A 23,997-nucleotide genomic window follows, 5' to 3' on the forward strand; every position below is an offset into this window, starting at 1 on the left:
ACACTATCGCCGGAACGGGTATACGGAAACAGTGGACAGCGATGATGTCAGTAATGTGGCGGCGGCACCTCTTCATCCGGCCGTGCCAGTCCCGACGATCCCTGTTGCTTCAGGTGCTGACGCAGTTGGCGAACGGCCTCTTCCAGACGATCAATCTGCCGTTGCTGGCGAGTGACCACCTCGTTCAGCTCGCCGATAGTATGCTCCTGATAGGAGAGTCGTGTTTCCAGTTCAATGATGCGATTTTCCATCGGCGCCATGCTATATCGACCGGCCTGTGAATGCATGTAGCAGGCACTCCCATCATGGTTGCGTACCCTGATGGTTTCCATATGAGCCGTGATGCGGCAGTCTGGCAACAGCTTATTTTTGCCGGCAGGAGGTACAGGTGATGGAATCGATACAGCAGTCACTGTCAGCATGGATGACCCGGCTTGGTCATCCGGAGTTCTGGTGGCAGGTGGGTATTCTTGCCCTCGCCGTGGCTGTGGCGATGATGTTGCGTTCGATAATGCTGCGGCCATCTCATGCACAGCAAGAGGGGACAAGTTTCAGCCGCCTGCGCAAAATGTCGCGCAAGAGCCTGGATCGTATCCAGTTTCCGCTATCGATGCTGCTGATCACACTGATTGGTGAGTCGATACTGCAGCAGTTCGGCATGGCCGTGCCGCTGCTCGCAATCGCCACGCCGTTGCTGCTATCGCTGGCCGGCATCCGTATTGCCGTTTATATGCTGCGCAAGGGCTTTGCGCCGAGCCCGCTGATCAAGGCATGGGAGAATCTGATTGCTACGGCGGCATGGTCACTGGTTGCGCTGCATCTGCTCGGTTGGTTGCCGACCGTGCTGGCAGGGCTCGATGCGGTTGCTTTTAATCCGGGCGGCACGCATGTGTCGTTGTTGCTGGTGCTCAAGCTGATGCTGACCATTGCCGGTTGCTGGCTGCTGGCGCTCTGGCTGGCCAATGTCATTGAGCAGAGCCTCAATCGTTCGGAACACTTCAGCAGCAGTGCCCGTGTTGCACTGGCAAAATTCAGCCGCTTCTTCCTGATTACCATTGCGATTCTGATCGCAATGGATGCTGTCGGCATTGATCTGACTGCGCTGGCAGTGTTCGGCGGTGCGGTCGGTGTCGGTATCGGTTTCGGCCTGCAACGGATCACCAGTAACTTCATCAGCGGTTTCATCCTGCTGCTTGATCGCTCGATCAAGCCGGGTGATGTGATTACCGTGCGCGACAAGTTTGGCTGGGTGCAGGAGCTGCATGCCCGCTATATCGTTGTGCGCGATCGTGACGGCGTGGAGACGCTGATTCCGAATGAGAATCTGGTAACCTCTGAAGTAATCAACTGGAGTTACAGTGATCCGAACCTGCGAATGAAGATACGCGTTCAGATCAGTTATGATGATGATCCGGAGCAGGCCATGCAGCTGATGCTCGACTGCGCCCGGGCTTCACCGCGCGTGCTGACGGAGCCTGAGCCGCTGTGTCGACTGATCGATTTCGGCGATAACGGCATAGTGCTGGAGTTGCGCGTCTGGATTGCCGACCCGCAGAACGGGCTTGGCGGCCCGCGCTCCGACGTAAATCTCGCCATCTGGCGCGCCTTCAAGCAGGCGGGTATTACGATTCCCTATCCGCAGCGCGATATTCATCTCAAAAACGGCGGCAGGGCATCGATTGCCGAGGCGGGCGACTAACCCATCCACTGCAACGATGGCTGCTCAATCGCCGTGAGCTGCTCCGTCAGTGATTGCAGCTGTTCCTGCCAGTAGTGGTGGGTGTTGAACCACGGAAAAGCAGCCTTGAAGGCCGGGTCATCCCAGCGGCGGGCGAGCCATGCGGCATGGTGCATGATGCGCAGGGCTCTCAGCGGTTCGATCAGGGCCAGCTCGCTTCGGTCAAAGTCGTAAAACTGCGTATAGGCTGTGAGCAGCGTGTCGAGTACGGAAGCCTGCTGCGCCCTGTCGCCAGAAAGGAACATCCACAGATCCTGCACGGCCGGCCCCATACGCGCATCATCGAAATCGACAATAAACGGGCTCTGCTCATGCCAGAGAATGTTGCCCGGATGACCGTCGCCGTGCAGGCGGATTTTGTGCGGTGATACCTCGGCGAATATCTCTTCGATGCCGTCGAGCAGCTCTTCAGCGACGTTATTGTAAGATGATTCCAGCTCGGCCGGAATAAAGCCGTTATTGAACAGGTAGGCGCATGCGTCATCGCCGAAGGTGTGGACGTTTAGCTCTGGCCGATGGATGAAGTCATGTGCCGCGCCGAGTGCGTGAATGCGTGCGATATAGCGGCCCAGCTGTTGCAGTTGCTGGCGGTTTTCCAGATCCGGTGCGCGACCGGGGCGGCAGGGGTAGAGAGCAAGGCGGAATGCACCGGCGTGGTACAGGGTGGCGCCATCAATCACCATGGGTGCGATGACCGGGATATCCATGTCAGCCAGCTCCAGCGTGAAATCATGCTCTTCAATAATGGCGGCATCGCTCCAGCGGTTGGGCCGGTAAAACTTGGCGACGACAGAGGGCGCATCCTCCAGCCCGATCTGGTAAACGCGGTTTTCATATGAATTGAGCGCCAGTTGAAAGCCATTGCACAGCAAGCCGGTGCTTTCAATGGCCTGGATGACCTGTTCCGGTCCGAGTGCGAAAAATGAATCTGTACCGTTATCCATAACAGCGATGCTAACATGTTGCAGCCAGTCGTCGCGGTTTGATGGATTGTGGCGCGGCTCACAGATGCAGTGGCTCACAACGGTCATGATTACACCATGAAGATGACACGATATCTCCCCACAATTATTTCACTGGCAGCAGCGCTGCTGCTTTCGGCGTGCTCCGGCAGTCTGTTCGTAAGCGAAGAGCTGACCCCGGCCAAACCGGTACATACTGCACCGCTCAATGGTGTCGAGGCCAAAAAAGCTGCCTTCTTTGCCAGCCTGAAGCCGATTGTGGTACAGGAAAATCTACGAATTGCCGCATTACGGAAGGAGCTGTTTACTTTGCGCCAGGTGGTTCATCCCGATGCCCGTCAGTTAAAGCGGATCAGGCAGGTTGCCATGCAGTATAAGGTGAATCCAACCTCTCACCCGGATGGCGCATTCTGGGAAACGCTGCTGAGCAGGGTAGATGAGGTGCCGCTGGAGATGGCGCTGGTGCAGGCCGCCAACGAGTCGGCCTGGGGGCAGTCCCGCTTTGCCCGTGAAGGCAATAATTACTATGGTCAGTGGTGCTACCAGAAGGGGTGCGGGCTGGTGCCGAATCAGCGAGCGGAGGGAGCCAGCCACGAAGTGCGTCGTTTTGCCAGTATGGAGGCATCGGTGCGTGCCTATATGCAGAATATCAATACTACGGCGGCCTATGCCGAATTTCGCAGTATCCGCCACAGTCTGCGCGTGCAGAGTCGTCCGCTGGATGCCGAATCACTGGCCTACGGCCTGCGTGCCTACTCCGAGCGAGGCATGAGCTACGTTCATACGATTCAGTCCATGATCCGCAGCAACCGGGAGCTGATCGCCAATAGCTGAGGAGAGCTTGCCATGTGCGGATGCGACCGACCGTCGCTATGCATTTTGGCAGCACCCGGTCTGTTGTGCGGGCAGTTTTGTCACACAGCGCGTTTTCTGATTCAATGCGGCGCATGTTAAGCGAGCCCTTAATCCCGAATGAGCAAACTTGCGCCACCTCTGTTCTGATGTTGTTACATTCATAATGAGTCGTTTTATGATTCTCAAGAATCAAAAAATACATGCTATTGAATCATCTGTTGATGATGTAAACGCCTCGATTGGTCGGGATTTTCGGGTGAAGAAACAGGACAGTTATGAGGTTCAGGACCTTAAGTCGGGTGAGAAGGTTTGTGTTGAAGCGCTGTTAAAGCGATTAAGAGTGGATGCGACTCCTGTCAAAGAGGTAAAGATATCACCTCAAAAACAGCGGAAGCCGATCGCTCGCTCAACCAGGCCTATTGCCCGCACGCCTATTACCCGTTCAACCAAGCCGATCGCACGGCAGCCTGCAAGTTTCCCGTCCAATAAGTCCGGCAGCGTCCAATCCTGGCGTGCGTCCGGCAAGAAGCCAAAGCCCGGTCGCAACGATATTATCGATGATCAATACTCTGCCTGGTTAGGCGGGCAGCCGTGCATTATTACCGGCATGGTTGCGGATCGGGGTGTCGGACCGGATTCGATCCACTGCCACCACATCAGGGGCAGGTCCAGAGGGCGGCGCAATGACTATGCACAGGTTCCGTTGATCGGTCACATGCACACATGGTCAAATCACAGTTATCATGTGCTGGGGAAGAGTAGTTTCCTGGAGCGATGGAAGGATTGTATTCCTGACGGTGTGGACGATATTGTTGTATACTTTGAGGCTCGCGCGAAGGCATTCAAGGCGCAATATGATGCAGAAATGAAAGGGCTTATTTCCTGATTCTCAGCTTTCGATCCGATTAGTCTGATTGATTAAGCGCAGCGTTCCAGAATAGTGAAAGTGTAGGGGTGGGCATTTCGTTCATCCGCCGGGTGCGATTCGGAGGAAACGGTGTGCCAGGCGCTACGGTCGAATGCGGGGAACCATGCATCACCCTCGAATTCGGCATCGATTTCGGTGATATAGAGACGATCGGCATGCGGTAGCAGCAGGGCATAAATTTCAGCACCGCCCATGACCATAATTTCTGAGGCATCCGCCACGGCAGCGACGGCGCTATCCAGATTGTCGACAACGGTGCACCCGTCGATGTGCAAATCCTGTTGCCGGCTGAGGATCAGGTTGGTGCGACCCGGGAGCGGGCGGCCAATGGAGTCGTGGGTTTTGCGGCCCATCAGAATCGGTTTGCCCATCGTGTTTTTTCTGAACCAGGCCATATCGGCCGGCAACTGCCAGGGTAGTGCGTTGTTGCAACCGATCAGTCGGTTGTGATCCATCGCCCAGATCAGCGAAACAAGAGGGTGTTTGTCCATCGCGACAGCCTGCGCATATGGAGGATGGTGGCAAGTCCCTGCGCAGCTCCGGCTTGAGACCGGCCGGCTATCGGGTCATTATCGGGGCATGAAAATCACCACATGGAACGTCAATTCGCTGAATGTGCGCCTGCCGCATGTGCTTGCCTACCTGCGCGATGAGCAGCCGGATGTGCTGGCGCTGCAGGAGACCAAGACGCCGGATGCCGGTTTCCCTGTCGCAGAGCTTGAGGCTGCGGGTTATAAGGTCATCTTTTCCGGTCAGAAAACCTATAACGGTGTTGCCATGCTTGCCCGCTCCTCCATGCAGCAGGTGGTGAATGATCTGCCCGGACTGGATGATCCGCAGCGCCGGCTGTTGGCAGCAACCATTGATGGCATGCGCGTCGTCAATGTCTATATCCCCAACGGGCAGGAGATAGGCTCGGATAAATATGCCTACAAAATGCGCTGGCTGCAGGCACTTTGCGATTTTCTGCAGGAGGAGCTTAAGCAGCATGACAGACTGGTGCTGCTCGGTGATTTTAATATTGCCCCTGCCGATATCGATGTGCATGACCCAACCCGGTGGCAGGGGAAAATCCTGTGCTCAGAACCGGAACGCGAGTTTTTTTCAACGTTGTTGCAACTGGGGTTGATTGATGGCGTGCGCAGTCTGCATCCGGAGAAAGAGATGTTCAGCTGGTGGGATTACCGCATGAGCGCTTATCGCCGCGGTTGGGGGGTGCGTATTGACCATCTGCTGGTTACCCATGCCCTGGCGCTGAGCGCGGCCGGGGTGGCCGTGAAATACCGGGAGTTGGATCGCCCGAGTGATCATGCGCCGGTCTGGATTGAGTTTGAATGAGCAGCGCCCCGTTTTTCGGGCAATATTGTTAAGTTAGTATGGCTTTACCTGTCTCTCCTGTGCAACTAGTCTCGGCATTTCACCTTTTTATAGGCAGGTAAACTAATGCTGCAGCGTTTGTTTGGAATATTCTCACGCGATATCTCTATCGATCTTGGCACAGCCAATACGCTTATTTATGTGCGTGGCCAGGGCATTGTGCTCAATGAACCGTCCGTGGTGGCGGTACATGTCGGCGGAGGCAGGCAACATCGGCGTGTGCTGGCAGTCGGCGCGGATGCCAAGCGTATGCTGGGACGCACGCCGGACTCCATTCAGGCGATTCGTCCGCTCAAGGACGGCGTAATTGCCGACTTTGTCGTGACCGAAGAGATGCTCAAACAATTTATCCGCAAGGTGCACGAGCGCAGCTGGGGTATTCATCCGCGTATTGTGATCTGTGTACCATATGGCTCCACACCGGTAGAACGCCGCGCCATCCGCGAGTCGGCGCTGTCGGCTGGCGCACGGGAAGTGTACCTGATTGAGGAGCCGATGGCCGCAGCGATCGGCGCCGGTCTGCCGGTAACCGAAGCCTCCGGTTCGATGGTTGTCGATATCGGCGGTGGTACCAGTGAGATTGCCGTGATCTCTTACGGCGGTATCGTCTACTCACGCTCGGTGCGTGTGGGTGGCGATAAAATGGATGAATCGATCATCAATCATCTGCGTCGCAAATACAGTCTGCTGGTGGGTGCGCCGACCGCAGAGAAAATCAAGATTCAGCTGGGCAGTGCCTTTCCACAGGACACCCGTCGTCAGATGGAGGTCAAGGGCCGCGATCTGATCAATGGTGTACCGAAAAACCTGCTGCTCGATGACTCTGAAATTCTCGAAGCATTGACCGAGTCTGTGAATGCCATCATTGAAGGCGTCAAGGTCTGTCTGGAGCGTACGCCGCCGGAGCTGGCCGCTGATATTGTCGACAAGGGAATTATGCTGACCGGTGGTGGCGCCATGCTGGTGGGGCTGGATCAGCTGCTGCGTGAAGAGACCGGCTTGCCGGTAACGATAGCAGAAAACCCGCTGGATTGTGTGGTATTGGGCAGCGGTCGCGTGCTGGAAGAGTTGGATCGCATGCGAGGCGTTCTGTTCGAGGAGTAAGCCATGCCCCTCAATAGACGCCGCTATCAACTGTGGCTGATTGGAGGGACCCTGGTGGCGGGGCTCTATGTCTTTTCGCAGCTGGCTACCGGTTCAACACCGATGTTGTTGATGTCGCCTGTACTGGAGGCATTGCATGCCCCGGCCAACTGGTGGCAGTCAGCGACGCTGTGGTTTTCCGAGCGGCGGCAATTACAGTCAGACTACATGAGTTACCGTATTAAAGTGGAGCAACAGGCAGCCCTGATTCAGGAAGCTAACAGTCTGCGTGAGGAAAACAGGCAGCTGCGCAATATCCTGGACATTGCCGGCATGCCCGGTTATCGCTGGCATGCCGCCAAGGTGCGCGGTCGCAGCCCGGAAAGTATGAGCCGACGACTGGTTCTGGAGGTGAATGGTGTCTCCCGGGATGATGTTATTGTCTCCAGTGAGGGGCTGGTCGGCGTGGTTGACTCTACGATGCGGGATCATGCGACAGTGCGCACCATTTTCGATGCGTCGCTGGCGGTACCGGTGACGATTCCCGGCACGGCGCTGGCGGCGCTGGCGCGTGGTCAGGGCAACAGCATCGCGATTGATTTTATTCCCGTACAGATGGCTCCGCGACGAGGGGAGGTACTGTTTACCAGTGGTGCCGGCGGCCTGTTCCCGCCTGGTATTGCTGTGGCACGTATTACCAATGTAGAGCCCATCGCCGGCCGCCTGTTTGTTCAGACGACGGCAGAACCTGCAGCCCATTGGCAACGGGATAACTGGCTGGCTGTTGCTTCGCAATTGCATGCAGGGCCATGATTACACTGACGGTGCTGCTGCTGGCCCTGCTGGGGTTGAATATGAATATGGCCTTTTCCAGCTCACTGATCCAGCCGGACTGGGCGCTGGCGCTGTTGCTGGCGAGCCTGCTGGCCAAACGACACAACTGGTTTTGGGTGTTGCCGGCCATCCTGCTACATGATGTCACTTTCTACTGGTCACTGGCGACTGTTTTCATGGTTGTGGCTATGATTCCACTGGCCATGATCTATCTGGACCAGCATCTCGGCGCGGGACTGCCGCAGCGATTGGTGCTGCTTGTTCTGGCTCTGCTGGCCATGATGGCGGACGGTTGGACCCTGCAAGCCTGTCTGCTTACACTCTGTCTGTGCATACCTGTATGGCATTTATTAACGAGGCAATATGCGCAACAAGCAGCTTGAGAAGCGCAGCCGTTTTGACCTGCGCATGCTGGTGTTTTACGTGGCAGTACCTCTGTTTATGGGGCTGTTGTTGTTGCAGGTACTCAAACTGCAATGGTTTGAGCATGATCGTTATATGTTGCAGGCGGAGCAGAACCGACTGAATATCGTGCCGACTCTGCCGGTTCGCGGTGAAGTGATCGATGCAGAGGGGCGCGGCCTGGCGGTCAACAGGATTGCCTATCATGTGCAGCTGATTCCGGAGCGGGTGACCCGGATGGATTATACGTTGCATGCGTTGGCGAATATATTGCACTGGAGTGATGTGAAGCTCGCGTCTGTGCGCAAGCGTATTGAACATACCCGAGCCGATCGCCCTGTGTTGCTGGATGACAAACTGCAATGGGAGCAGGTATCGCCACTGGCTGCGAGGCTGCATCACTTTCCGGGCGTGGATGTCGAGTCCGGCAGCTATCGCCAGTACCCCTACGGAGCACTGGCTTCGCACGTGATCGGCTATCTGTCGCTGGCACGCAAGGGTGACCTTGATGCCGGCTACTTTCCGAGTGAATTCGTCGGCCGTACAGGGGTTGAGAAGGCCTTTGAGCAGCAGCTGCATGGTGTGGCCGGTTACCAGCAGGAGGAGGTGGATGCAGTCGGTCGCAGGGTGGCTGTGCTCAAGCGTGCGCCTTCAAAGATGGGACAGACGCTGCAACTGGCGCTGGATATCGATATCCAGCAGGCAGCTTCGGATGCGCTCGGTGACAGGACGGGCGCGGTTGTTGTTCTGGATGTGCATACGGGCGCGATTATCGCGCTGCTCAGTAAACCTGGGTACGATACCAATCGCTTTATAACGGGGCTTGAGTCCGACCAGTGGAATGCGTGGTTGAATGATCCGGAAAAGCCATTGCTGAATCGGGCGATGCAGGCCGCTTATCCCCCGGCTTCGACATTCAAGTTGGTGACCGGTTTTGCCGGTCTGGAACATCATGCCAGGCTGGCCACGGGTTCGACCTTTTGCCCCGGTTTTGTCGAGCTGGCAGATAGAAAGCTGCGCTGCTGGAAACATTCAGGGCATGGTAAAATCAGTATGCATCAGGCACTGGTTGAGTCCTGTGACGTCTTTTTCTATGAGTTGGGTGACGAGCTGGGGATGTCGGCGATCAGTGATGCAGCGCAGGAGTGGGGGCTGGGTGAGAAAACAGGTATTGAGCTTAGTCCCGAGTCACGCGGCAGTGTACCCAGCCAAAGCCCGTATATGATGTCGGCTATTAAAAACAATGCCAGCAAGCGCAAGCGATGGTTTCGGGGTGAAACCATGATCACAGCGATTGGTCAGGGCACACTGACGACAACACCGCTGCAGATAGCCCGCCTGGCTGCTGCCATTGCCAATGGCGGAAAAGTGCTCAAGCCGCAGCTGCTGGCGGGCGCACAGGCGGAGGTAATGCATCAGGTTGATGTTTCTGCGGAACAGCTGAATGTTATTCGCAAGGCAATGCGTAGCGTGGTGTCAGACCCGCATGGGACGGCGCACAGGGTGCTGGCGAACTCTCCATGGGATGTAGCGGGTAAAACCGGCACGGCCCAGGTGATCAAGATGTCACAGGATAGAAAGAAAATAATCAGTCAGGCGCAGCAGGAGCGGGAGTATCGGGATCATGCATGGTTTATGGGTTATGCTCCTTACAAGAACCCGAAAATAGCGATTGCCGTGCTTGTCGAGCATGGTGGTCATGGAGGCAGTGCGGCAGGCCCTGTTGCCGCAGCTGTTATTCGCGCTATGGCGGCGAAGGATCATCTCGTCACGACAGGGAGAGAGCCGTGATGCGTTTTCTGAAATCGATCGACTGGGTGCTGTTGGCGATCTTGTGTGCTCTTGCTGTGGTGGGCATGGTGACGCTGTTTGCCGCAGTGCATCAGGGGGATACGGGGCTGTGGCAGAAGCAGGGGATATTCTGGGGCGTCGGGATGCTGGTATTTATGGCGTTGTGTTTTATGCCCTTGCGCCTGCTTGGTCTGGCCTGCTGGCCGATGTATGGCGTGGCACTGCTGCTGGTGTTGCTGGTACCGCTGATCGGTGATGTTCACATGGGTGCACGCCGCTGGCTGGACCTGGGGGTGATGAATCTGCAGCCCTCCGAAATCATGAAGTGGGCGCTGATGTTTATTCTGGCCCACTGGTTTTCCTCTCGTGAAGCCAGGGGATGGGTGGAGATTCTGACAGCGTTGCTGTTAACGGTGCTGCCTGCTTCCCTGATTATTATGCAGCCGGATCTGGGCACGACGCTGGTTCTGCTGTTTGCCGCATCGGCGATGATTATCGCCGCAGGCCTACCTTGGCGATTGTTGGGGTTGGCGATGGTGGCGGGGCTTGCCTCACTGCCTTTGCTCTGGCACTTCATGCATGACTATCAGAAGCAGCGGGTGCTTACGCTGCTGGACCCGCAGTCCGATCCGTTGGGAGCAGGCTATCATGTGATTCAATCGACGATTGCCATCGGTTCCGGTGGCCTGCTGGGCAAAGGGTTTCTGCACGGTACGCAAGACAGGCTTCACTTTTTGCCGGAACAGCATACAGATTTTATTTTCTCCGTTCTGGCTGAAGAGGGCGGATTTATCGCTGTGGCGCTGTTGTTGTTTCTCTACGCTGCGTTGATTTTGCGTATCCTGTGGATCGGCCACAAGGCCTATAGCCGCTTTGCTTCGTTGTTATGTATTGGTATTGCATCGATCTTCATGCTCTATATTACGGTCAATATAGGCATGGTATCGGGGATATTTCCGGTGGTTGGTCTGCCGCTGCCATTCATCAGTTATGGCGGATCAGCACTGGTGACGATGCTGGCTGCGTCGGGTCTGGTGATGCGCATCGCCATTGAGTCGAAGGGCCAGATTCCCTGGCAGAGGCCGGGTAGTCCGTTGGCGTAAAGAAGCTGTCGCGCTGTCAGTTCTTGTCATGTGTTCGCGCGGGGTCAAAAAAACGCCCCGTCTGTTTCCAGACGGGGCGTTGTTGATGTTTATATTGTTGTACTGAAGTGTTGTTGCTTACGCAGCGGTGACGTTGCGAGCCTGTGGGCCCTTCTGTCCATCTTCGATTTCGAACTCAACTTTCTGACCTTCCTGCAGAGACTTGAAGCCGTCTGTCTGGATTGCGGAGAAGTGTACAAACACGTCATCGCCGCCATCATCCTGCGCGATAAAGCCGAAGCCCTTAGTATCGTTGAACCACTTTACTGTACCTGTTGCCATTTGAATTATACCTCAATCGTTATTCGATAAATTATGCATGCATGTTTAATCAAATGAGACTGTTCGTTGGGATAATCGAGAAGAAACTTCCGAGCCGGCCAAACAACACTTTCAACAACCATGTTCTGCAGGGCACATTGTAGAGGACCCAAAAGCATAACACCAGCATTTTTTTATCCGGCTCTCCGGCCGGGCATGGAGCCCGGCCGGACTTGCCTGTCTGACGAGTTACTGAATATCCTGATCCGGAACGATCAGCATTTCGACGCGCCGGTTCAGCTGGCGGCCGGCTTCGGTGTCATTGGTGGCGCGTGGCTGCAGTTCGCCACGACCTTCAGCGATGATGCGACGCGGATCGACGCCGCGGTCACTCAGATACCATTTTACGGCCTGGGCGCGCTGCTCTGAGAGCTGTTGATTGTACTGGGTCGAACCGCGGTTATCGGTATGGCCGGTAATACGGATGGTCGAACGCGGATAGCGCTTCAGGATATCGGCTACCTTGTTCAGTGTGTCGGTAAAGGCCGGCTTCAGCTGGGCTGAGTTATAGTCGAAGGAGATCTCCGAATTCATTGTGATTTTTAGGTTCTCGTTTTGTAAACGCTCCACTTCAATCTGGTGGGCCTGCTGCTCTGCAGCCAGTTGCCGGTTGAACTCAGCCTGCTGTTTGTCCATATAGATGCCGACGCCGGCACCCAGTGCACCGCCTGCCGCACCACCGATCAGGGCTCCGCGCAAAGCGCCGCCGGAGTGATCTCCCTGGTAGCCGATCACGGCTCCTGCGAGTGCGCCGATGGTTGCGCCCACGGCTGCTTTCTCCTTGGTATTTTTGTTCGGATCATTCGGATCACTAACGCAGGCTGTGAGTGTCAGGCCTGCTGCCACACCCAGTATGATGATTCTGTTCATGTTCCATCCTCCGTTGGCGCCATCGGCACCATGCCGATTTATTAATGTATAAAGCCGCGCCAATGATATGAATCCTCAGGCTAACGGCAATGACCTGCATCACCAAGCGTAATATAGCCCCCGCAGGTGAAACAGCCGCACTATGTTCGCGCTCCTATTTTCTGCTTTCGCAGTGTGCATGCTTGCTGCATGATACTGAAATGGACGAATCTTCAATACGGGTGAGCATTTTTTTTGCTGTTTTTGCCATGATGGCTATAGCCGAGGGGTTGGCACCTCGCCGCAGGCTACGTTTCGGCTACCGTCGCTGGCCGGCCAACCTGTTGATTGTACTGATCAACAGTCTGCTCGTGCGATTGTTGCCTGTGGCCGGAGCCGGTGCTGTTGCGCTGTGGGCAGAGTTGCATCACTTCGGATTGTTTCATCTCATGGCCTGGCCGCCCGCGATTGCACTGGTTTGCGCAGTGGTGCTGCTCGATCTGGCGATCTATGCCCAGCATCGTCTGTTCCATGCCGTACCGGCGTTATGGCGATTGCATCAGGTGCATCATGCAGACCGTGATATTGATGTGACAACGGGGCTGCGATTCCATCCGTTCGAAATTCTGCTGTCGATGCTGATCAAAATGGCTGTTGTCGCGCTGCTCGGAGCATCTGTCCCGGCCGTGCTGCTGTTCGAGGTGATACTTAACGGGATGGCTATGTTCAACCATGCCAACTTCCGGTTGCCTGTGCGTGCGGATGCCGTTATCCGCCGACTGTTTGTCACGCCTGATATGCACCGGGTGCATCACTCCGTTATCAGGCGTGAAACCAACAGCAATTATGGATTTAACCTGAGCCTGTGGGATCGGCTGTTTGCAACCTATCATGCGCAGCCGGAGGCGGGCCATGATGCGATGACGATTGGCCTTGCACACCTGCAGTCTGCCCCGACTCACAGCCTGACCTACATGCTGTGCTTGCCGTTTTCGGGGGAGATCGGCCAGTATCCATCGCTGCGCGGCAAGTCGCGCCTACGGGAGAGAGATGATGTGTGATGAACAGGTGAACCGCTGCGAGTGCGTGCATAAGACATTTGAGGAGCTCAAGGCGTTTGCCAGCCTGGAAGCTGCTCAGCAGGCCACAGGCTGCGGGCTTGAATGTGAAGGCTGCCTTCCCTACCTGAAGCTGATGTTCGCCAGTGGTGATACGGTTTTCGAGCTGGATGATCCGCGTCTGGCAGCGTACGAGTAAGCGATGCAGACCGGTAACCCGATATTGATGACAGGTGCAGCCTTTGTGGTGGTGGTCGCAGGCATGCAGGCGGCAGCCTCGCTGCTGATTCCATTTCTGCTGGCCGCATTTATCGCCATTATCTGCCTGTCACCGCTCTACTGGCTGCATGCGCGCGGTCTTCCGAGCGGGGTGGCCGTGCTGATCATCGCGCTGGTTCTGGTGCTGACCGGAACATTGATCGGTGTGTTCGTCGGTGCTTCGTTGTCCGATTTTTCACACAATCTGCCGGTTTTTCAGGCCAGGTTGCAGACGCAGACGGATGGCCTGCTGAATTGGCTGTCGGGATTCGGCCTGCAGCTGGATTCGCAACTGCTGCGCGATAATTTCAGTCCGTCGCTGGCCATGGGCATGGCGGGTAAACTGCTGGCGGGGCTCGGCAATGCGCTGGCCAATACCTTTCTGATTGTGCTGACGGTTATTTTTCTGTTGCTGGAAGCTTCCGCGCTGCCGCATAAATGGACGCTTATGGGTCGACATGCCCCCTCCGGTGAGCATTTCAGCCGTTTTATCGCCAGCGTGAACTCTTATCTGGCGATCAAGGGCTGGGTCAGTCTGGCGACCGGCGCTGTTATTGCCATCTGGCTGGCACTGCTTGGTGTTGATTATCCGCTGCTGTGGGGGCTGATCGCCTTTCTGTTCAATTTTGTTCCCAATATCGGCTCCATTATCGCCGCCGTTCCGGCCGTGCTGCTGGCTCTGGTTCAACTTGGGCCGGGCAGTGCCCTAGCGGCGGGTGTTGGCTATCTGGCGGTCAATATCATCATGGGTAATGTGGTTGAGCCGCGTTACATGGGTCGCGGTGTCGGGCTCTCCACGCTGGTCGTGTTTGTGTCGCTGGTGTTCTGGGGCTGGATACTGGGGCCGGTTGGCATGCTGCTCTCTGTGCCGCTGACGATGATTGTCAAACTGGCTCTGGAGGCGAATGATGATACACGCTGGATTGCTGTGCTGCTGGGGCCGGATATTGAGCCGCTGCAGAATGATAAAGGCTGATAATCCGGGCTGGTTCAGTGGCTGTGTCGACTGAGCCCCCGGTGGAATATCACGCCGAGCATGGCCGTGCCGGCAAACAGGGCTCCGCACAGGAATGTGGCTGACGGGCCGACCTTGTCCCAGAGCATACCGGCAATGATGCTTGCCATCAGTAGGGCCAGACCGCTGATCAGGTTGAACAAGCCGAATGCCGATCCGTGCAAATGAGCGGGAGTGCTGTCGGCCACCAGTTTTGACAGCAGCCCCTGAGTCAGGCCCATATGCATGCCCCACAATGCTGAGCCGATAAGTACGGACCATGCCGAATCAGCCGATGCCAGCTGCAGGTCTGCCAGCACCAGCACGAACAAGCCCGCCACCAGCATGGAGCTGGCTCTGAAGCGATCGGAGGCGATGCCGGCCGGTAACGAAACGATGGCATAAGCCAGACTCATTACCACCATGACCATTGGAATGAATGCAAGCGACAAGCCGGTATTTTCAGCGCGCAGAACCAGAAATGCTTCGCTGAAGCGGGCCAGCGTAAAGACGGCGCCGAGGCAGACAACCAGCCAGTAATGCAGATGCAGGCGCTTTAAATCCGCCCATAGAACAGGTGCTGATGATTTACCCGTACGTGCTTTCCCTTCGGGATCATGTACCCACAGTGCCAGGATGATGACGGCGGCAACAGCCGGTAACACAGCCAGCCAAAGCACCATGGTGATATTATTGGCCAGCAGCAACATCAGCAAGACGGCCAGCAGAGGGCCGATAAATGCGCCGACCGAATCAAGCGACTGACGCAGGCCAAAAGCCGCGCCGCGCAGCTCCGGTGGTGAGAGCTCGGCAACCAGCGCATCTCGGGGGGCACCGCGGATGCCTTTGCCTACTCTGTCGGCAACCCGGGCAAAGAGCACCCAGCCGATCGACGATGCCAATGGAAAAACCGGTTTGGTCAGTGTTGAAAGCCCATAGCCGAAGAGCGCGACGGCTTTGCGTTTACCCGACCAGTCGCTGAAAAAACCGGAAAAGAATTTGCTGAAGGCGGCGGTTGCTTCGGCAACTCCCTCAACCACACCTATGGTTGTCATGCTGGCGCCCAATACCGAGCTCATGAATATTGGCAGCAGGCTGTGAACAAGTTCCGATGAAATATCCATAAACATCGAAACCAGACCGAGAGCCCAGATACCGGACGGCATGCGATGAAGCACGGCGTGTGCATGTTTCAGCATGGGGCAGGGACGGGCCGATCAGGCGGGCGGACTGGGACATGGCTTATGTGAATATCAATGCTCACTTTATATCCTGCCGTTAGTCGTGACAGCCGCTATAGGGCGTTGATGGAGTGACTAGGAAGGCGTGTTGGCCGACATGGTGGCGATCACATCCCGATAGGGGGCTTTGCGGCCCAGCCACAGGCGGGTAAAGAAAAAGGAGACCTTTTTCAGATAGATCAGAGCCAGCAGCATCAGGATGCTGGATATGCCCATCAGCCAGAGTGCGCCGCTATAACCTCTGTCTACCATCATGGCATAGGTGAAAAAGTAGATGCACATGGTCAGTGTAAAGATCACGCCGATAACCACGGCAATGTTTTCCTGCGTTTTTCTGATGGATGCGAGGATGTCGGACGTATCGTTACTGGTCATGGCTGATGGGCTCCTGAGTGAGATCGATATTGCGGGGGGATGCTAACCTTCACAAGCGGGCGCGGCATCAAGCTTGCGGAAGCGGTGCACCCAGACCAGTGCATCCGGGTTCCATTGCATGCCCTTGTGCATGCGCAGAATCAGATCTTTGTATGCGGCAAGGTTCGGATAGCCTTCCGCTTGGGCATCGGCATCGGTCATGTCGCCCAGTCTTTCTCGCGTGAGTGAGGTGACGACGAATGTAACACCCTCCAGTTCAAATGTCTCTTCGGGCCAGGCATAGACGCCGTCGCGCCCCTGTCTGGTTTTCATGCCGCGGACGGCGGCCTCCACCAGTTTGGGGTGACGCACAAGGTTGCTGATGTCGCATGTTTTTGCCGGATAATCGCTCATGTGCGAACTATCGTTGATACCGGTGCAGGAAGTCCACCGTTTCAGCGTTGCTTGCAGTCAGGTGAAGGTTGCAAGCTGGTTTCCGGCGGAAACAGGTCGGGAAAACTCGTTTTCAGACGATCGACGGATTGCTGCAGCTGCTGAAAGAATGTTGGGCTGTGTGCGGGAATTTTCAGCAGTTCGATAGCTCGACGGGTGGCGTCGGGATCGGAGCTGCGCAAAGAGGGTAGCCAGATGGCGTCCGTCTGCTCATGGTCAATGGAGTGTTGCAGAATCAGGTGAGCGAGATGATTCACCATGGCGGGTTCAGGCGCCGCTACAGGTGTTATGTCTGTCCGGTCCGGGTGATGGTGGTGTGCAATAAATTGTTTGATATGAGCGGGTAGTCGCCAGTGCAGGGAGAGCATCATCCCGGCATCAATATGGGTATAACCCAGAATGGCGAACTCAGCCGAGAGTGATGGTTCACCGTCATGGATTGCTGAGCCCAGCTGCGCCAGTCTCTGTGGTGATTCGATATTCAGGATCACCAGTTTGCCAATGTCATGAAGCATGCCATTGAGCGATGCCTGTGATCGATCGACGATTTGCGCTGGTTCTGCCAGTAAGCGGGAGAGGGCCGCAATGGCCTGGGTATGAAACCAGATATGTCGTATTTGCTGACGGTTGTTGTCATTGGTCATGTCTGGCGCAAGTGTCCGAAATATGACGGCGGTTGTTTCATGCAGGCCGAGACGTGCGATGGCCAGCGGGATGTTGCCGATATCGGACTGACCGGGCGTGGCATAGGCCGCCGAGTTGCAGACGGTGAGTATGCGTGCCGAGAGCACCGGATCACGCGCCACGCAGTGACCAAGGTCGCTGGCAGATGTGCCCGGATGTTGCAGAATATCCTGAATTTCATTCCATATTTCAGGCATGGGCGGGATGGCCCGGATGTGGCGACTGAGCCGATCCAGTACTTCTTTTTGCATGCCTGGTGGCTGCTCCAGATTGTACGTGGAGCGGGCTCGCGGTGGAGATTGATCGAGCAGCTGTTGCAGGGTTTTCTGTGTGCCGGTATCTGCCTGTTGTACTTGTCCGGGGGTCATTTTTCTGACGATCGGGCGAGCGGGTGTAGCCGGAGCGGAGGTTGATCTGTTTGACGGGTGCTGGTCAATGCCGGCGCCGGATGACCACGTGACGATTTTACTTAGCCAGGACAAGGTTTTTCTCCCATGATGCAGGTTGCCATGAATCCGCTTCATGACTGTGCTGCATGTGTTTAATGGAATCCTGAGCAAGAATATTGCCACCAATGTTTGCCTGTGCGCCGCCTGCCCTTTAGCTTCGAGCTTTCTATGAAAGATAAAACCAAATCCCTGCAATCTCTGGATACGCTGTTTATCAGAACCTACGGCTGCCAGATGAATGAATATGATTCAGGCCGCATGGCCGATATTATGAAACAGGCTTACGGCCTGAGGCTGGTCGCCCTGCCTGAAGATGCTGATGTGATTCTGATGAATACATGTTCGGTACGTGAAAAAGCCGAGGAAAAAGTCTATTCGGAGTTGGGTCGCTACCGCAAACTGAAACTCAAACGGCCGGATATGATCATCGGCGTAGGCGGTTGCGTCGGTCAGCAGGAGGGCGAACGTATTCAGAAGCGAGCCCCCTATGTTGACCTGGTGTTCGGGCCGCAGACCTATCACCGCCTGCCTGAAATGGTGAAGCAGATTCGTCGTGAGCGCGTGCACCTGACACAGGTTGAAATGCCTGAAATCGAGAAATTCGACCATCTGCCGAAGCATCAGGGGCAGGGCGTCGCCGGCTGCGTTACCATCATGGAGGGCTGCGACAAGTTCTGCACTTTCTGTGTGGTGCCCTATACACGCGGCCCGGAATTGTCGCGGCCGGTTGCAGATATACTGAGCGAATGCAGACAGCTGCTGGCTGACGGGGTGGTTGAAATCAGTCTGCTGGGCCAGAACGTCAACGGTTATCGCGGAGTGGGCCCGGATGACGAGGAGTGGGATTTTACTATGCTGCTCTATGCTGTGGCGAAGCTGGATGGTTTGAAACGTTTGCGTTTTACCACCAGTCACCCGATGGAGATGACCAGCGAGTTGTGTCAGGCGTTTGCCGAGATTCCACAGCTGATGCCCTATCTGCATCTGCCGGTGCAGTCCGGCTCCGATGCCATGCTCAAGGCGATGCACAGAGGCCATGATCGCGACACCTATTTGCGCCAGATTGAAGAGCTGCGTGAATATTGTCCTGATATTGCACTCTCGTCTGACTTTATTGTCGGTTATCCGGGTGAATCCGACGCTGATTTTGAAGATACGCTCGATCTGGCGCGGCGGGTCGGCTATGACTCGGCCTACTGTTTCAAATATTCGCCACGACCGGGCACGCCGGCTGCACATGCCGAGGATAACGTACCCGAAGCGGTAAAAGATGAGCGGTTGCAGCGCTTGCTGACGCTGATGCGTGAACAGAGTCGGGAGGCGATGCAGCGCCAGCTGGGCCGTACCGTCGAGGTGCTGGTCGAGAAGGCCGGGCGCAATGAAGGTGATATGGAAGGGCGCACTGCGGACTACCGTATCGTGCATTTCCGCGGCAGTGCACGTCAGATCGGTCAGGTGATGCCGGTGCGCATCGTCGAGACCTATGGCCAGTCCCTGCGCGGGGAGCTGATACTTGCCGGCGACTGAGCCCAAGCCGGTCACCGTGCTCCTGCACCTGCATGAACAGTTGGGCAGCGCCGACCTGCAGCAGCTGTGCGGGCCGGACAACCGTAATATCAAACGTATTGAAGACCGTTACAGGGTTCGCCTGCTCGGTCAGCCCGGTCACTGGCAGGTGGACGGCGAGCGGGCTGAGGCTGCCGCGCAGGCGGTGAGGCGGTTGCAGGCGCAGCTGGTGCTGCACGGGGAGTTAAGCGAGGTGGATATCGAAGGGGTATTGAAAGACGATGCGGTGACAGCCGATGACACGGCGGCCGGATCCGATGTGATGATTGCCGGACGGCGGCATATTGTCGGCAAGACACCCAATCAACGCGCCTATCTGAAAGCGATCCGGAACAAGACGCTGACGCTGGCGGTCGGCCCGGCCGGTTCCGGCAAGACCTATCTGGCGGTGGCTGCTGCGGTGGCTGCGATGAGCAGTAATCGGGTGGAGCGCATTATTCTGACCCGGCCTGCAGTTGAAGCCGGAGAGCGGTTGGGCTTTCTGCCGGGCGATATGCAGCAGAAGGTTGACCCCTATCTGCGTCCGCTGTTCGATGCGCTGGCGGACATGCTGGGTGTGGAGCGGATGAGCGGGCTGTTGGAGCAGGGTAAAATCGAGATTGCGCCGCTGGCCTATATGCGCGGGCGCACGCTGAACGATGCCTTTATTATTCTCGATGAAGCGCAGAATACGACCCGTGAGCAGATGAAAATGTTTCTCACCCGTCTGGGCTTTGGTGCTTGTATGGTGGTGACCGGTGATGTGACGCAGGTTGATTTGCCACGTCATCAGCACAGTGGTCTGTTGCATGCCTTGCAGGTGTTGGAGAATGTGCCGGATATTGGCATCTGTCGGTTGGCCGCGGGTGATGTCGTGCGGCACCGGCTGGTGGAGCAGATTGTCAATGCCTATGAGGCGGACGAGCATGAGTGAGAGCAGGCTGGATATTATTGTTGATGATGAGCTGGCAGAGGATTTTACTCCGCCGGAGAATATTGCCGCGGCTGTGCAGGCTGCCTGTTCTGTTGCAGGTTTTCAGAATGAGCCGATGCTCTGCATCCGCTTTGCCGGCGATGCGGAGGTCAGGGAGCTCAACAGTCAGTGGCGCGGACTGGATTGTGTGACCGATGTGCTCTCCTTTCCGATGCAGGATGATAGTGATGCCATCGACCCGAACCAGTCGCTGGGCGATATCGCGCTGGCCCTACCGTTTGTACAGCAGGAAGCCGGGCGTCTTGGTCTGCCTCAGGCAGATCATATCCTGCACCTGATCGTGCATGCTACACTGCACCTGCTGGATTATGACCATATCGATGATGAGGAGGCTGCGCAGATGCAGCAACTGGAACGTCAGGCCATGCAGCAGCTAGGGCTGCATGATCCCTACCCGGAGTTGAGCCAGTGAGTGGCATCTTGCCCGGCTGGACAAGGCGGCTGCGCTCGCTGCTGATCGACTCACTGCGACCGGGCCGCGATGAACAGGAGTTACTGACCATCCTCGGCCGTGCCGTTGCCGTGCAATCGGAAGGGCAGCGCAATATGCTGGAAGCTATTGTGCACTTTCACGATACGCGCGTACGGGAAGTGATGGTTCCACGCTCGGATATTGAAGCGGTGGCGGCAGATACGCCGCTGGCAGAGGTGCAGCGGAGCATGATTGAGCTGGGTGTTTCGCGTATGCCGGTCATTGATGGCGATATCGATCATGTGCTCGGCATGGTGCATGTGCAGGATATTATGCAGGCCGGGCTCAACGGTAAGTCGCCGGTACTGGCGGAGCTGTTGCGCCCCTGCCTGAAAGTCCTGGAGCTGGAGCAGGTGTCCGGCCTGTTGTCCGAGATGCGTGAGCATGCCTGTCGTATTGCTATCGTCCTTGATGAATTCGGGGGTACGGCGGGTCTGGTGACGCTCTCCGATCTGGTCAGGGAGATCATCGGCGAAGTCGGTGAAGACGGGCAGGATGAGGAGCAGGAGTGCAAGGCGCTGCCGGATGGCAGCTTTCAGGTGCTGGCACGCATGCATATTGAGGAGTTGGCGGAGGCCGTGGGCTCGCCGTTGCCGGAGGGTGATTACGATACGGTTGCCGGCTGGCTGATCACCCGGCTTGGTCGCATACCGCATGTCGGAGAGAGCGTGAAGCTCGATGGTTTCCGTATCCATATCGTAGAGGCAGATCCGCGACGGATCAGCAAAGTGCGCATGCAGCGGCTTATGCGGCCGGCGAAACCATAACCATGTCGTTATTCTCAGCGCGCCACTTCAGTCGCTATGCGACGGCTTTCGGACTCGGTGCGCTAATGCCGTTCCTCTTTTCCCCCTTCGATCAGATATGGCTGGCACCGTTGCTGCTGGCCGGCTGGTTGAAGCTGCTGATGCCCGGCAGGGCGATCAGTGTGGGCTATGCCTTCGGACTGGGCTGGTTCGGGCTCGGTGCATGGTGGCTGGCATCGACGCTGCATACCTACGGTCATTTGCCATGGCTGGTGGCGGCTTTCTGCGTATTGCTGGTCGGCTGCGTGATGGCGGCTCTGCCGGCCCTGCTGGCATGGTTGTGCTGGCGCACTGCTGGCCGGAGCAACTGGATACTGATTGCTTTTCCGGCCGCAACCGTGCTGGAAGAGTGGCTGCGCGGTCATCTGTTTACCGGCCTGCCGTGGACGGCGCTGGGCAACCTGTTGCTGGATACGCCGGCCGTGGGTTGGGCCTCCTGGTTCGGGGTCTATGGTGCGGCGGCGCTGCCGGCACTGGCGGCGGCTACGCTGGTCCTGTTGTCGATGCGCCGCTGGCGACCTGCGGCGACGGGCCTGATAGCAATCATGTTGCTGATGCTACTGGCACCGGCTCCCTATACAGGCGTCGGTGATATGCACCGTGCCACGCTGGTGCAGGGTGATATTCCGCAGGATCACAAGTGGGACAGAGCCTTTGTCGGTGAAACCATGCATCGCTATGCCGATTTATCGGCATCCGCCGCAGGCAGCAGTGATCTGATCATCTGGCCAGAGGCTGCGGTTCCATTTTTTCTTGAACGGGCGCCCGGCTGGAGTAGTTGGCTGGATGCGCAGATTAACGACTGGCAGACACCGCTGTTATTCGGCGGCCTGAAGCTGACCGGTGGCAAAACGGCGCAGAACGGATTGATGGCCGAGGATCCGGCGGTGCCCGGACGGCAGTTTGCCGGCAAGCAGCATCTGGTGCCGTTTGGTGAGTATGTCCCATCGTGGATTCCGTTTCTGCACACACTGGTGCCGGAAATTGCCAATTTCCGGCCGGCAGAGGATAGCGGCGTAGTGAGCATACGCGGGCATCGTTACGGCGCACTGATCTGTTATGAATCGCTGTTCCCCGAACAGGCCCGCTCGCGTGTACTTAACGGCGCGAATGTACTGGTCAATGTCACCAATGATGCCTGGTACGGCACCACGCCGGCAGCCTGGCAGCACTTTCAGGCGGCGCGCATGCGGGCTGTCGAGACAGGTCGCTATGTGCTGCGTGCGGCCAATACAGGTATTACTGCAGCGATCGGGCCGGACGGACAGGTCAGGGATAGCCTGCCCTGGTGGACACAAGGCGCACTGACAGTGGACTATCAGCTGTCGGATAAACAGACGCCTTACGTACGTTGGGGTGACTGGCCTCTGCTGGCCACGCTGATGATGTTGATTGTGGCATGGCTGAGGAGTCGACAAGATGGGTGAACGGGTGGTTACGGTACTCGGTGCCGGTTCATGGGGTACTGCGCTGGCGCTGGTGCTGGCGCGTAGCGGGCGCACCGTGCGACTGGTTGCACGTAGTGATGAACAGGCTGAGTACATGCATGCGGCGCGGGAAAACAGCCGCTACCTGCCCGGTATCAGACTGCCGGACAACCTGATCGTGACGGCGAATACCGTCGAGGCGTTGCAAGGAACGGTCGCCTGTGTCTATGCGCTGCCCTGTGCGGCTGCCGATGAGATACTGCCTGTCCTGAGAGAGGGTGATTATACGGTGATTGCCGCCTGTAAGGGGCTGCACCCGACGACGCTGGAACGTACCGATCAGGTGTTGGCTCGATATATCGACCTTTCCCGCATTGCGCTGCTCTCCGGCCCCTCGTTTGCGCTGGAAGTGGCACAGGGGCAGCCGACTGCAATCACTATGGCGGCTTCCAGCATCGCCCGGGCGGAAGCTGCGGCAGCCCTGTTCGATGACACCTCTTTCCGCATTTACAGCAGCGATGACCTGATCGGTGTAGCCATGGGTGGTGCGTTGAAGAATGTTATTGCCATTGCGGCCGGTATGGCCGACGGACTGGGCTTTGGACACAACTCGGTGGCTGCGGCGGTAACCCGCGGGCTGGCTGAAATGGCGCGCCTGACATCGGCGTGCGGCGGGCGTTATGAAACAGTGATGGGGCTTTCCGGGCTGGGTGACCTGGTGTTGACCTGTACCGGTGAATTATCCCGTAATCGCCGTTTCGGTGCGGCTATCGCGCAGGGCAGCGGGGTGGAAGAGGCCGTTGAGGGGATCGGTCAGGTTGTCGAGGGCGTACGTACGGCTGCGGCGGCGGATCGTCTGGCGGTCAAGTTGGATATCGAACTGCCGTTGATGCAGATGGTGCACCGGGTGCTGTGCGGCAGTGTGCCGCTACAGGAAGCTGTGCATGGGCTGATGAGCCGACCGGAGCGGGTGGAGTAGA

General features: G+C 56.9%; 27 protein-coding genes. 18 read left to right on the forward strand and 9 right to left on the reverse strand.

The features are described 5' to 3' along the window. Window positions 1-47 precede the first annotated feature (47 nt). Complete coding sequence (locus SPV1_RS04810; RefSeq protein ID WP_009849995.1) at window positions 48-422, reverse strand: SlyX family protein; 375 nt, start codon at window positions 420-422, stop codon at window positions 48-50. Between SPV1_RS04810 and SPV1_RS04815 the strand changes: the two genes are divergently transcribed. Continuing rightward, window positions 392-1,699, forward strand: a complete 1,308-nt coding sequence (locus tag SPV1_RS04815) for a mechanosensitive ion channel family protein (protein ID WP_040881479.1) — start codon at window positions 392-394, stop codon at window positions 1,697-1,699. The two genes, SPV1_RS04810 and SPV1_RS04815, sit on opposite strands and share 31 nt — an antisense overlap. On the opposite strand, the gene SPV1_RS04820 is transcribed toward SPV1_RS04815, so the two are convergent. Further along, window positions 1,696-2,769 carry a serine/threonine protein kinase gene (locus tag SPV1_RS04820; RefSeq protein WP_009849997.1) on the reverse strand — a complete coding sequence of 358 codons (1,074 nt, stop codon included), beginning with the start codon at window positions 2,767-2,769 and terminating at the stop codon, window positions 1,696-1,698. The genes SPV1_RS04815 and SPV1_RS04820 overlap by 4 nt on opposite strands. A gap of 9 nt (window positions 2,770-2,778) precedes the next feature. On the opposite strand from SPV1_RS04820, the gene SPV1_RS04825 reads away from it, so the two are divergent. Together SPV1_RS04825 and SPV1_RS04830 are read left to right on the forward strand one after the other, a co-directional pair. Then, the gene (locus SPV1_RS04825) at window positions 2,779-3,534 is read left to right on the forward strand and encodes a glucosaminidase domain-containing protein (RefSeq protein ID WP_009849998.1); all 756 of its coding nucleotides are present in this window, start codon (window positions 2,779-2,781) and stop codon (window positions 3,532-3,534) included. Between the two features lie 196 nt (window positions 3,535-3,730). Beyond that, window positions 3,731-4,441, forward strand: coding sequence for a hypothetical protein (locus SPV1_RS04830; protein ID WP_152909319.1), 711 nt, complete (start codon window positions 3,731-3,733; stop codon window positions 4,439-4,441). 32 nt (window positions 4,442-4,473) lie between these two features. Here SPV1_RS04830 and folA read toward each other — a convergent pair whose 3' ends face one another. Next, entirely contained in the window at window positions 4,474-4,974 is a 501-nt protein-coding gene (gene folA, locus SPV1_RS04835; RefSeq protein ID WP_009850000.1) for a type 3 dihydrofolate reductase, read from the reverse strand. A gap of 88 nt (window positions 4,975-5,062) precedes the next feature. Here folA and xth point away from each other — a divergent pair, with 88 nt between their 5' ends. The 6 genes from xth to rodA all read left to right on the forward strand — a co-directional run bounded on the left by xth (window position 5,063) and on the right by rodA (window position 11,073). Next, entirely contained in the window at window positions 5,063-5,821 is a 759-nt protein-coding gene (gene xth, locus SPV1_RS04840) for an exodeoxyribonuclease III (RefSeq protein ID WP_009850002.1), read from the forward strand. Window positions 5,822-5,926: 105 nt separating this feature from the next. After that, on the forward strand, window positions 5,927-6,964 hold the full coding sequence (locus SPV1_RS04845; protein ID WP_009850003.1) for a rod shape-determining protein: 1,038 nt from the start codon (window positions 5,927-5,929) through the stop codon (window positions 6,962-6,964). Window positions 6,965-6,967: 3 nt separating this feature from the next. Continuing rightward, a complete protein-coding gene (gene mreC / locus SPV1_RS04850; protein ID WP_009850004.1) occupies window positions 6,968-7,756 on the forward strand; it encodes a rod shape-determining protein MreC in 789 nt (262 codons plus the stop codon). Continuing rightward, entirely contained in the window at window positions 7,753-8,160 is a 408-nt protein-coding gene (locus tag SPV1_RS04855) for a hypothetical protein (protein ID WP_009850005.1), read from the forward strand. The genes mreC and SPV1_RS04855 overlap by 4 nt, the downstream gene beginning before the upstream one ends. Next, a complete protein-coding gene (gene mrdA / locus SPV1_RS04860; protein WP_009850006.1) occupies window positions 8,141-9,970 on the forward strand; it encodes a penicillin-binding protein 2 in 1,830 nt (609 codons plus the stop codon). The genes SPV1_RS04855 and mrdA overlap by 20 nt, the downstream gene beginning before the upstream one ends. Next, a complete protein-coding gene (rodA, locus tag SPV1_RS04865; RefSeq protein WP_009850007.1) occupies window positions 9,970-11,073 on the forward strand; it encodes a rod shape-determining protein RodA in 1,104 nt (367 codons plus the stop codon). The genes mrdA and rodA overlap by 1 nt, the downstream gene beginning before the upstream one ends. 117 nt (window positions 11,074-11,190) lie before the next feature. Here the strand turns inward: rodA and cspE are convergent, their stop codons facing one another. Together cspE and SPV1_RS04875 are read right to left on the reverse strand one after the other, a co-directional pair. Continuing rightward, on the reverse strand, window positions 11,191-11,394 hold the full coding sequence (cspE, locus tag SPV1_RS04870; RefSeq protein ID WP_009850008.1) for a transcription antiterminator/RNA stability regulator CspE: 204 nt from the start codon (window positions 11,392-11,394) through the stop codon (window positions 11,191-11,193). Between the two features lie 228 nt (window positions 11,395-11,622). Next, window positions 11,623-12,303, reverse strand: coding sequence for an OmpA family protein (locus SPV1_RS04875; RefSeq protein WP_009850009.1), 681 nt, complete (start codon window positions 12,301-12,303; stop codon window positions 11,623-11,625). Between the two features lie 89 nt (window positions 12,304-12,392). Between SPV1_RS04875 and SPV1_RS04880 the strand changes: the two genes are divergently transcribed. From SPV1_RS04880 to SPV1_RS04890, 3 genes are read left to right on the forward strand one after another with little or no spacing between them, the layout of a single operon-like run. Continuing rightward, window positions 12,393-13,343: a sterol desaturase family protein gene (locus SPV1_RS04880; protein ID WP_009850010.1), complete on the forward strand. Its 951-nt coding sequence runs from the start codon at window positions 12,393-12,395 to the stop codon at window positions 13,341-13,343. Further along, window positions 13,336-13,539: a hypothetical protein gene (locus SPV1_RS04885; RefSeq protein WP_009850011.1), complete on the forward strand. Its 204-nt coding sequence runs from the start codon at window positions 13,336-13,338 to the stop codon at window positions 13,537-13,539. The genes SPV1_RS04880 and SPV1_RS04885 overlap by 8 nt, the downstream gene beginning before the upstream one ends. A gap of 3 nt (window positions 13,540-13,542) precedes the next feature. Next, window positions 13,543-14,574, forward strand: coding sequence for an AI-2E family transporter (locus SPV1_RS04890; RefSeq protein ID WP_009850012.1), 1,032 nt, complete (start codon window positions 13,543-13,545; stop codon window positions 14,572-14,574). A gap of 14 nt (window positions 14,575-14,588) precedes the next feature. Here the strand turns inward: SPV1_RS04890 and SPV1_RS04895 are convergent, their stop codons facing one another. The 4 genes from SPV1_RS04895 to SPV1_RS04910 form a co-directional block, all read right to left on the reverse strand. Beyond that, window positions 14,589-15,791 carry an MFS transporter gene (locus tag SPV1_RS04895; RefSeq protein ID WP_009850013.1) on the reverse strand — a complete coding sequence of 401 codons (1,203 nt, stop codon included), beginning with the start codon at window positions 15,789-15,791 and terminating at the stop codon, window positions 14,589-14,591. 117 nt (window positions 15,792-15,908) lie between these two features. Further along, window positions 15,909-16,208 (reverse strand): hypothetical protein, encoded by a 300-nt coding sequence (locus tag SPV1_RS04900; protein WP_009850014.1) that lies wholly within the window; start codon window positions 16,206-16,208, stop codon window positions 15,909-15,911. A 42-nt stretch (window positions 16,209-16,250) separates the two neighbouring features. Further along, a complete protein-coding gene (locus tag SPV1_RS04905) occupies window positions 16,251-16,601 on the reverse strand; it encodes an ASCH domain-containing protein (RefSeq protein ID WP_009850015.1) in 351 nt (116 codons plus the stop codon). A 41-nt stretch (window positions 16,602-16,642) separates the two neighbouring features. Continuing rightward, window positions 16,643-17,848 carry an HDOD domain-containing protein gene (locus tag SPV1_RS04910; RefSeq protein WP_040881481.1) on the reverse strand — a complete coding sequence of 402 codons (1,206 nt, stop codon included), beginning with the start codon at window positions 17,846-17,848 and terminating at the stop codon, window positions 16,643-16,645. A 93-nt stretch (window positions 17,849-17,941) separates the two neighbouring features. Here SPV1_RS04910 and miaB point away from each other — a divergent pair, with 93 nt between their 5' ends. Genes miaB through SPV1_RS04940 form a run of 6 tightly spaced genes read left to right on the forward strand, consistent with a single transcriptional unit; the run spans window position 17,942 to window position 23,996 of the window. Further along, entirely contained in the window at window positions 17,942-19,300 is a 1,359-nt protein-coding gene (miaB, locus tag SPV1_RS04915) for a tRNA (N6-isopentenyl adenosine(37)-C2)-methylthiotransferase MiaB (protein WP_009850017.1), read from the forward strand. Beyond that, entirely contained in the window at window positions 19,287-20,252 is a 966-nt protein-coding gene (locus SPV1_RS04920) for a PhoH family protein (protein WP_009850018.1), read from the forward strand. The genes miaB and SPV1_RS04920 overlap by 14 nt, the downstream gene beginning before the upstream one ends. Further along, window positions 20,245-20,724 (forward strand): rRNA maturation RNase YbeY, encoded by a 480-nt coding sequence (gene ybeY, locus SPV1_RS04925; RefSeq protein WP_009850019.1) that lies wholly within the window; start codon window positions 20,245-20,247, stop codon window positions 20,722-20,724. Before SPV1_RS04920 ends, ybeY begins: the two co-directional genes overlap by 8 nt. Next, window positions 20,721-21,551, forward strand: a complete 831-nt coding sequence (locus tag SPV1_RS04930) for a hemolysin family protein (protein WP_009850020.1) — start codon at window positions 20,721-20,723, stop codon at window positions 21,549-21,551. The genes ybeY and SPV1_RS04930 overlap by 4 nt, the downstream gene beginning before the upstream one ends. 2 nt (window positions 21,552-21,553) lie before the next feature. After that, window positions 21,554-23,017 carry an apolipoprotein N-acyltransferase gene (lnt, locus tag SPV1_RS04935; protein WP_040881483.1) on the forward strand — a complete coding sequence of 488 codons (1,464 nt, stop codon included), beginning with the start codon at window positions 21,554-21,556 and terminating at the stop codon, window positions 23,015-23,017. Further along, a complete protein-coding gene (locus SPV1_RS04940) occupies window positions 23,010-23,996 on the forward strand; it encodes an NAD(P)H-dependent glycerol-3-phosphate dehydrogenase (protein ID WP_009850022.1) in 987 nt (328 codons plus the stop codon). The genes lnt and SPV1_RS04940 overlap by 8 nt, the downstream gene beginning before the upstream one ends. Window position 23,997 lies beyond the last annotated feature (1 nt).

This window comes from Mariprofundus ferrooxydans PV-1, assembly GCF_000153765.1.
In the GTDB taxonomy this organism is placed as follows: Bacteria; Pseudomonadota; Zetaproteobacteria; order Mariprofundales; family Mariprofundaceae; genus Mariprofundus; species Mariprofundus ferrooxydans.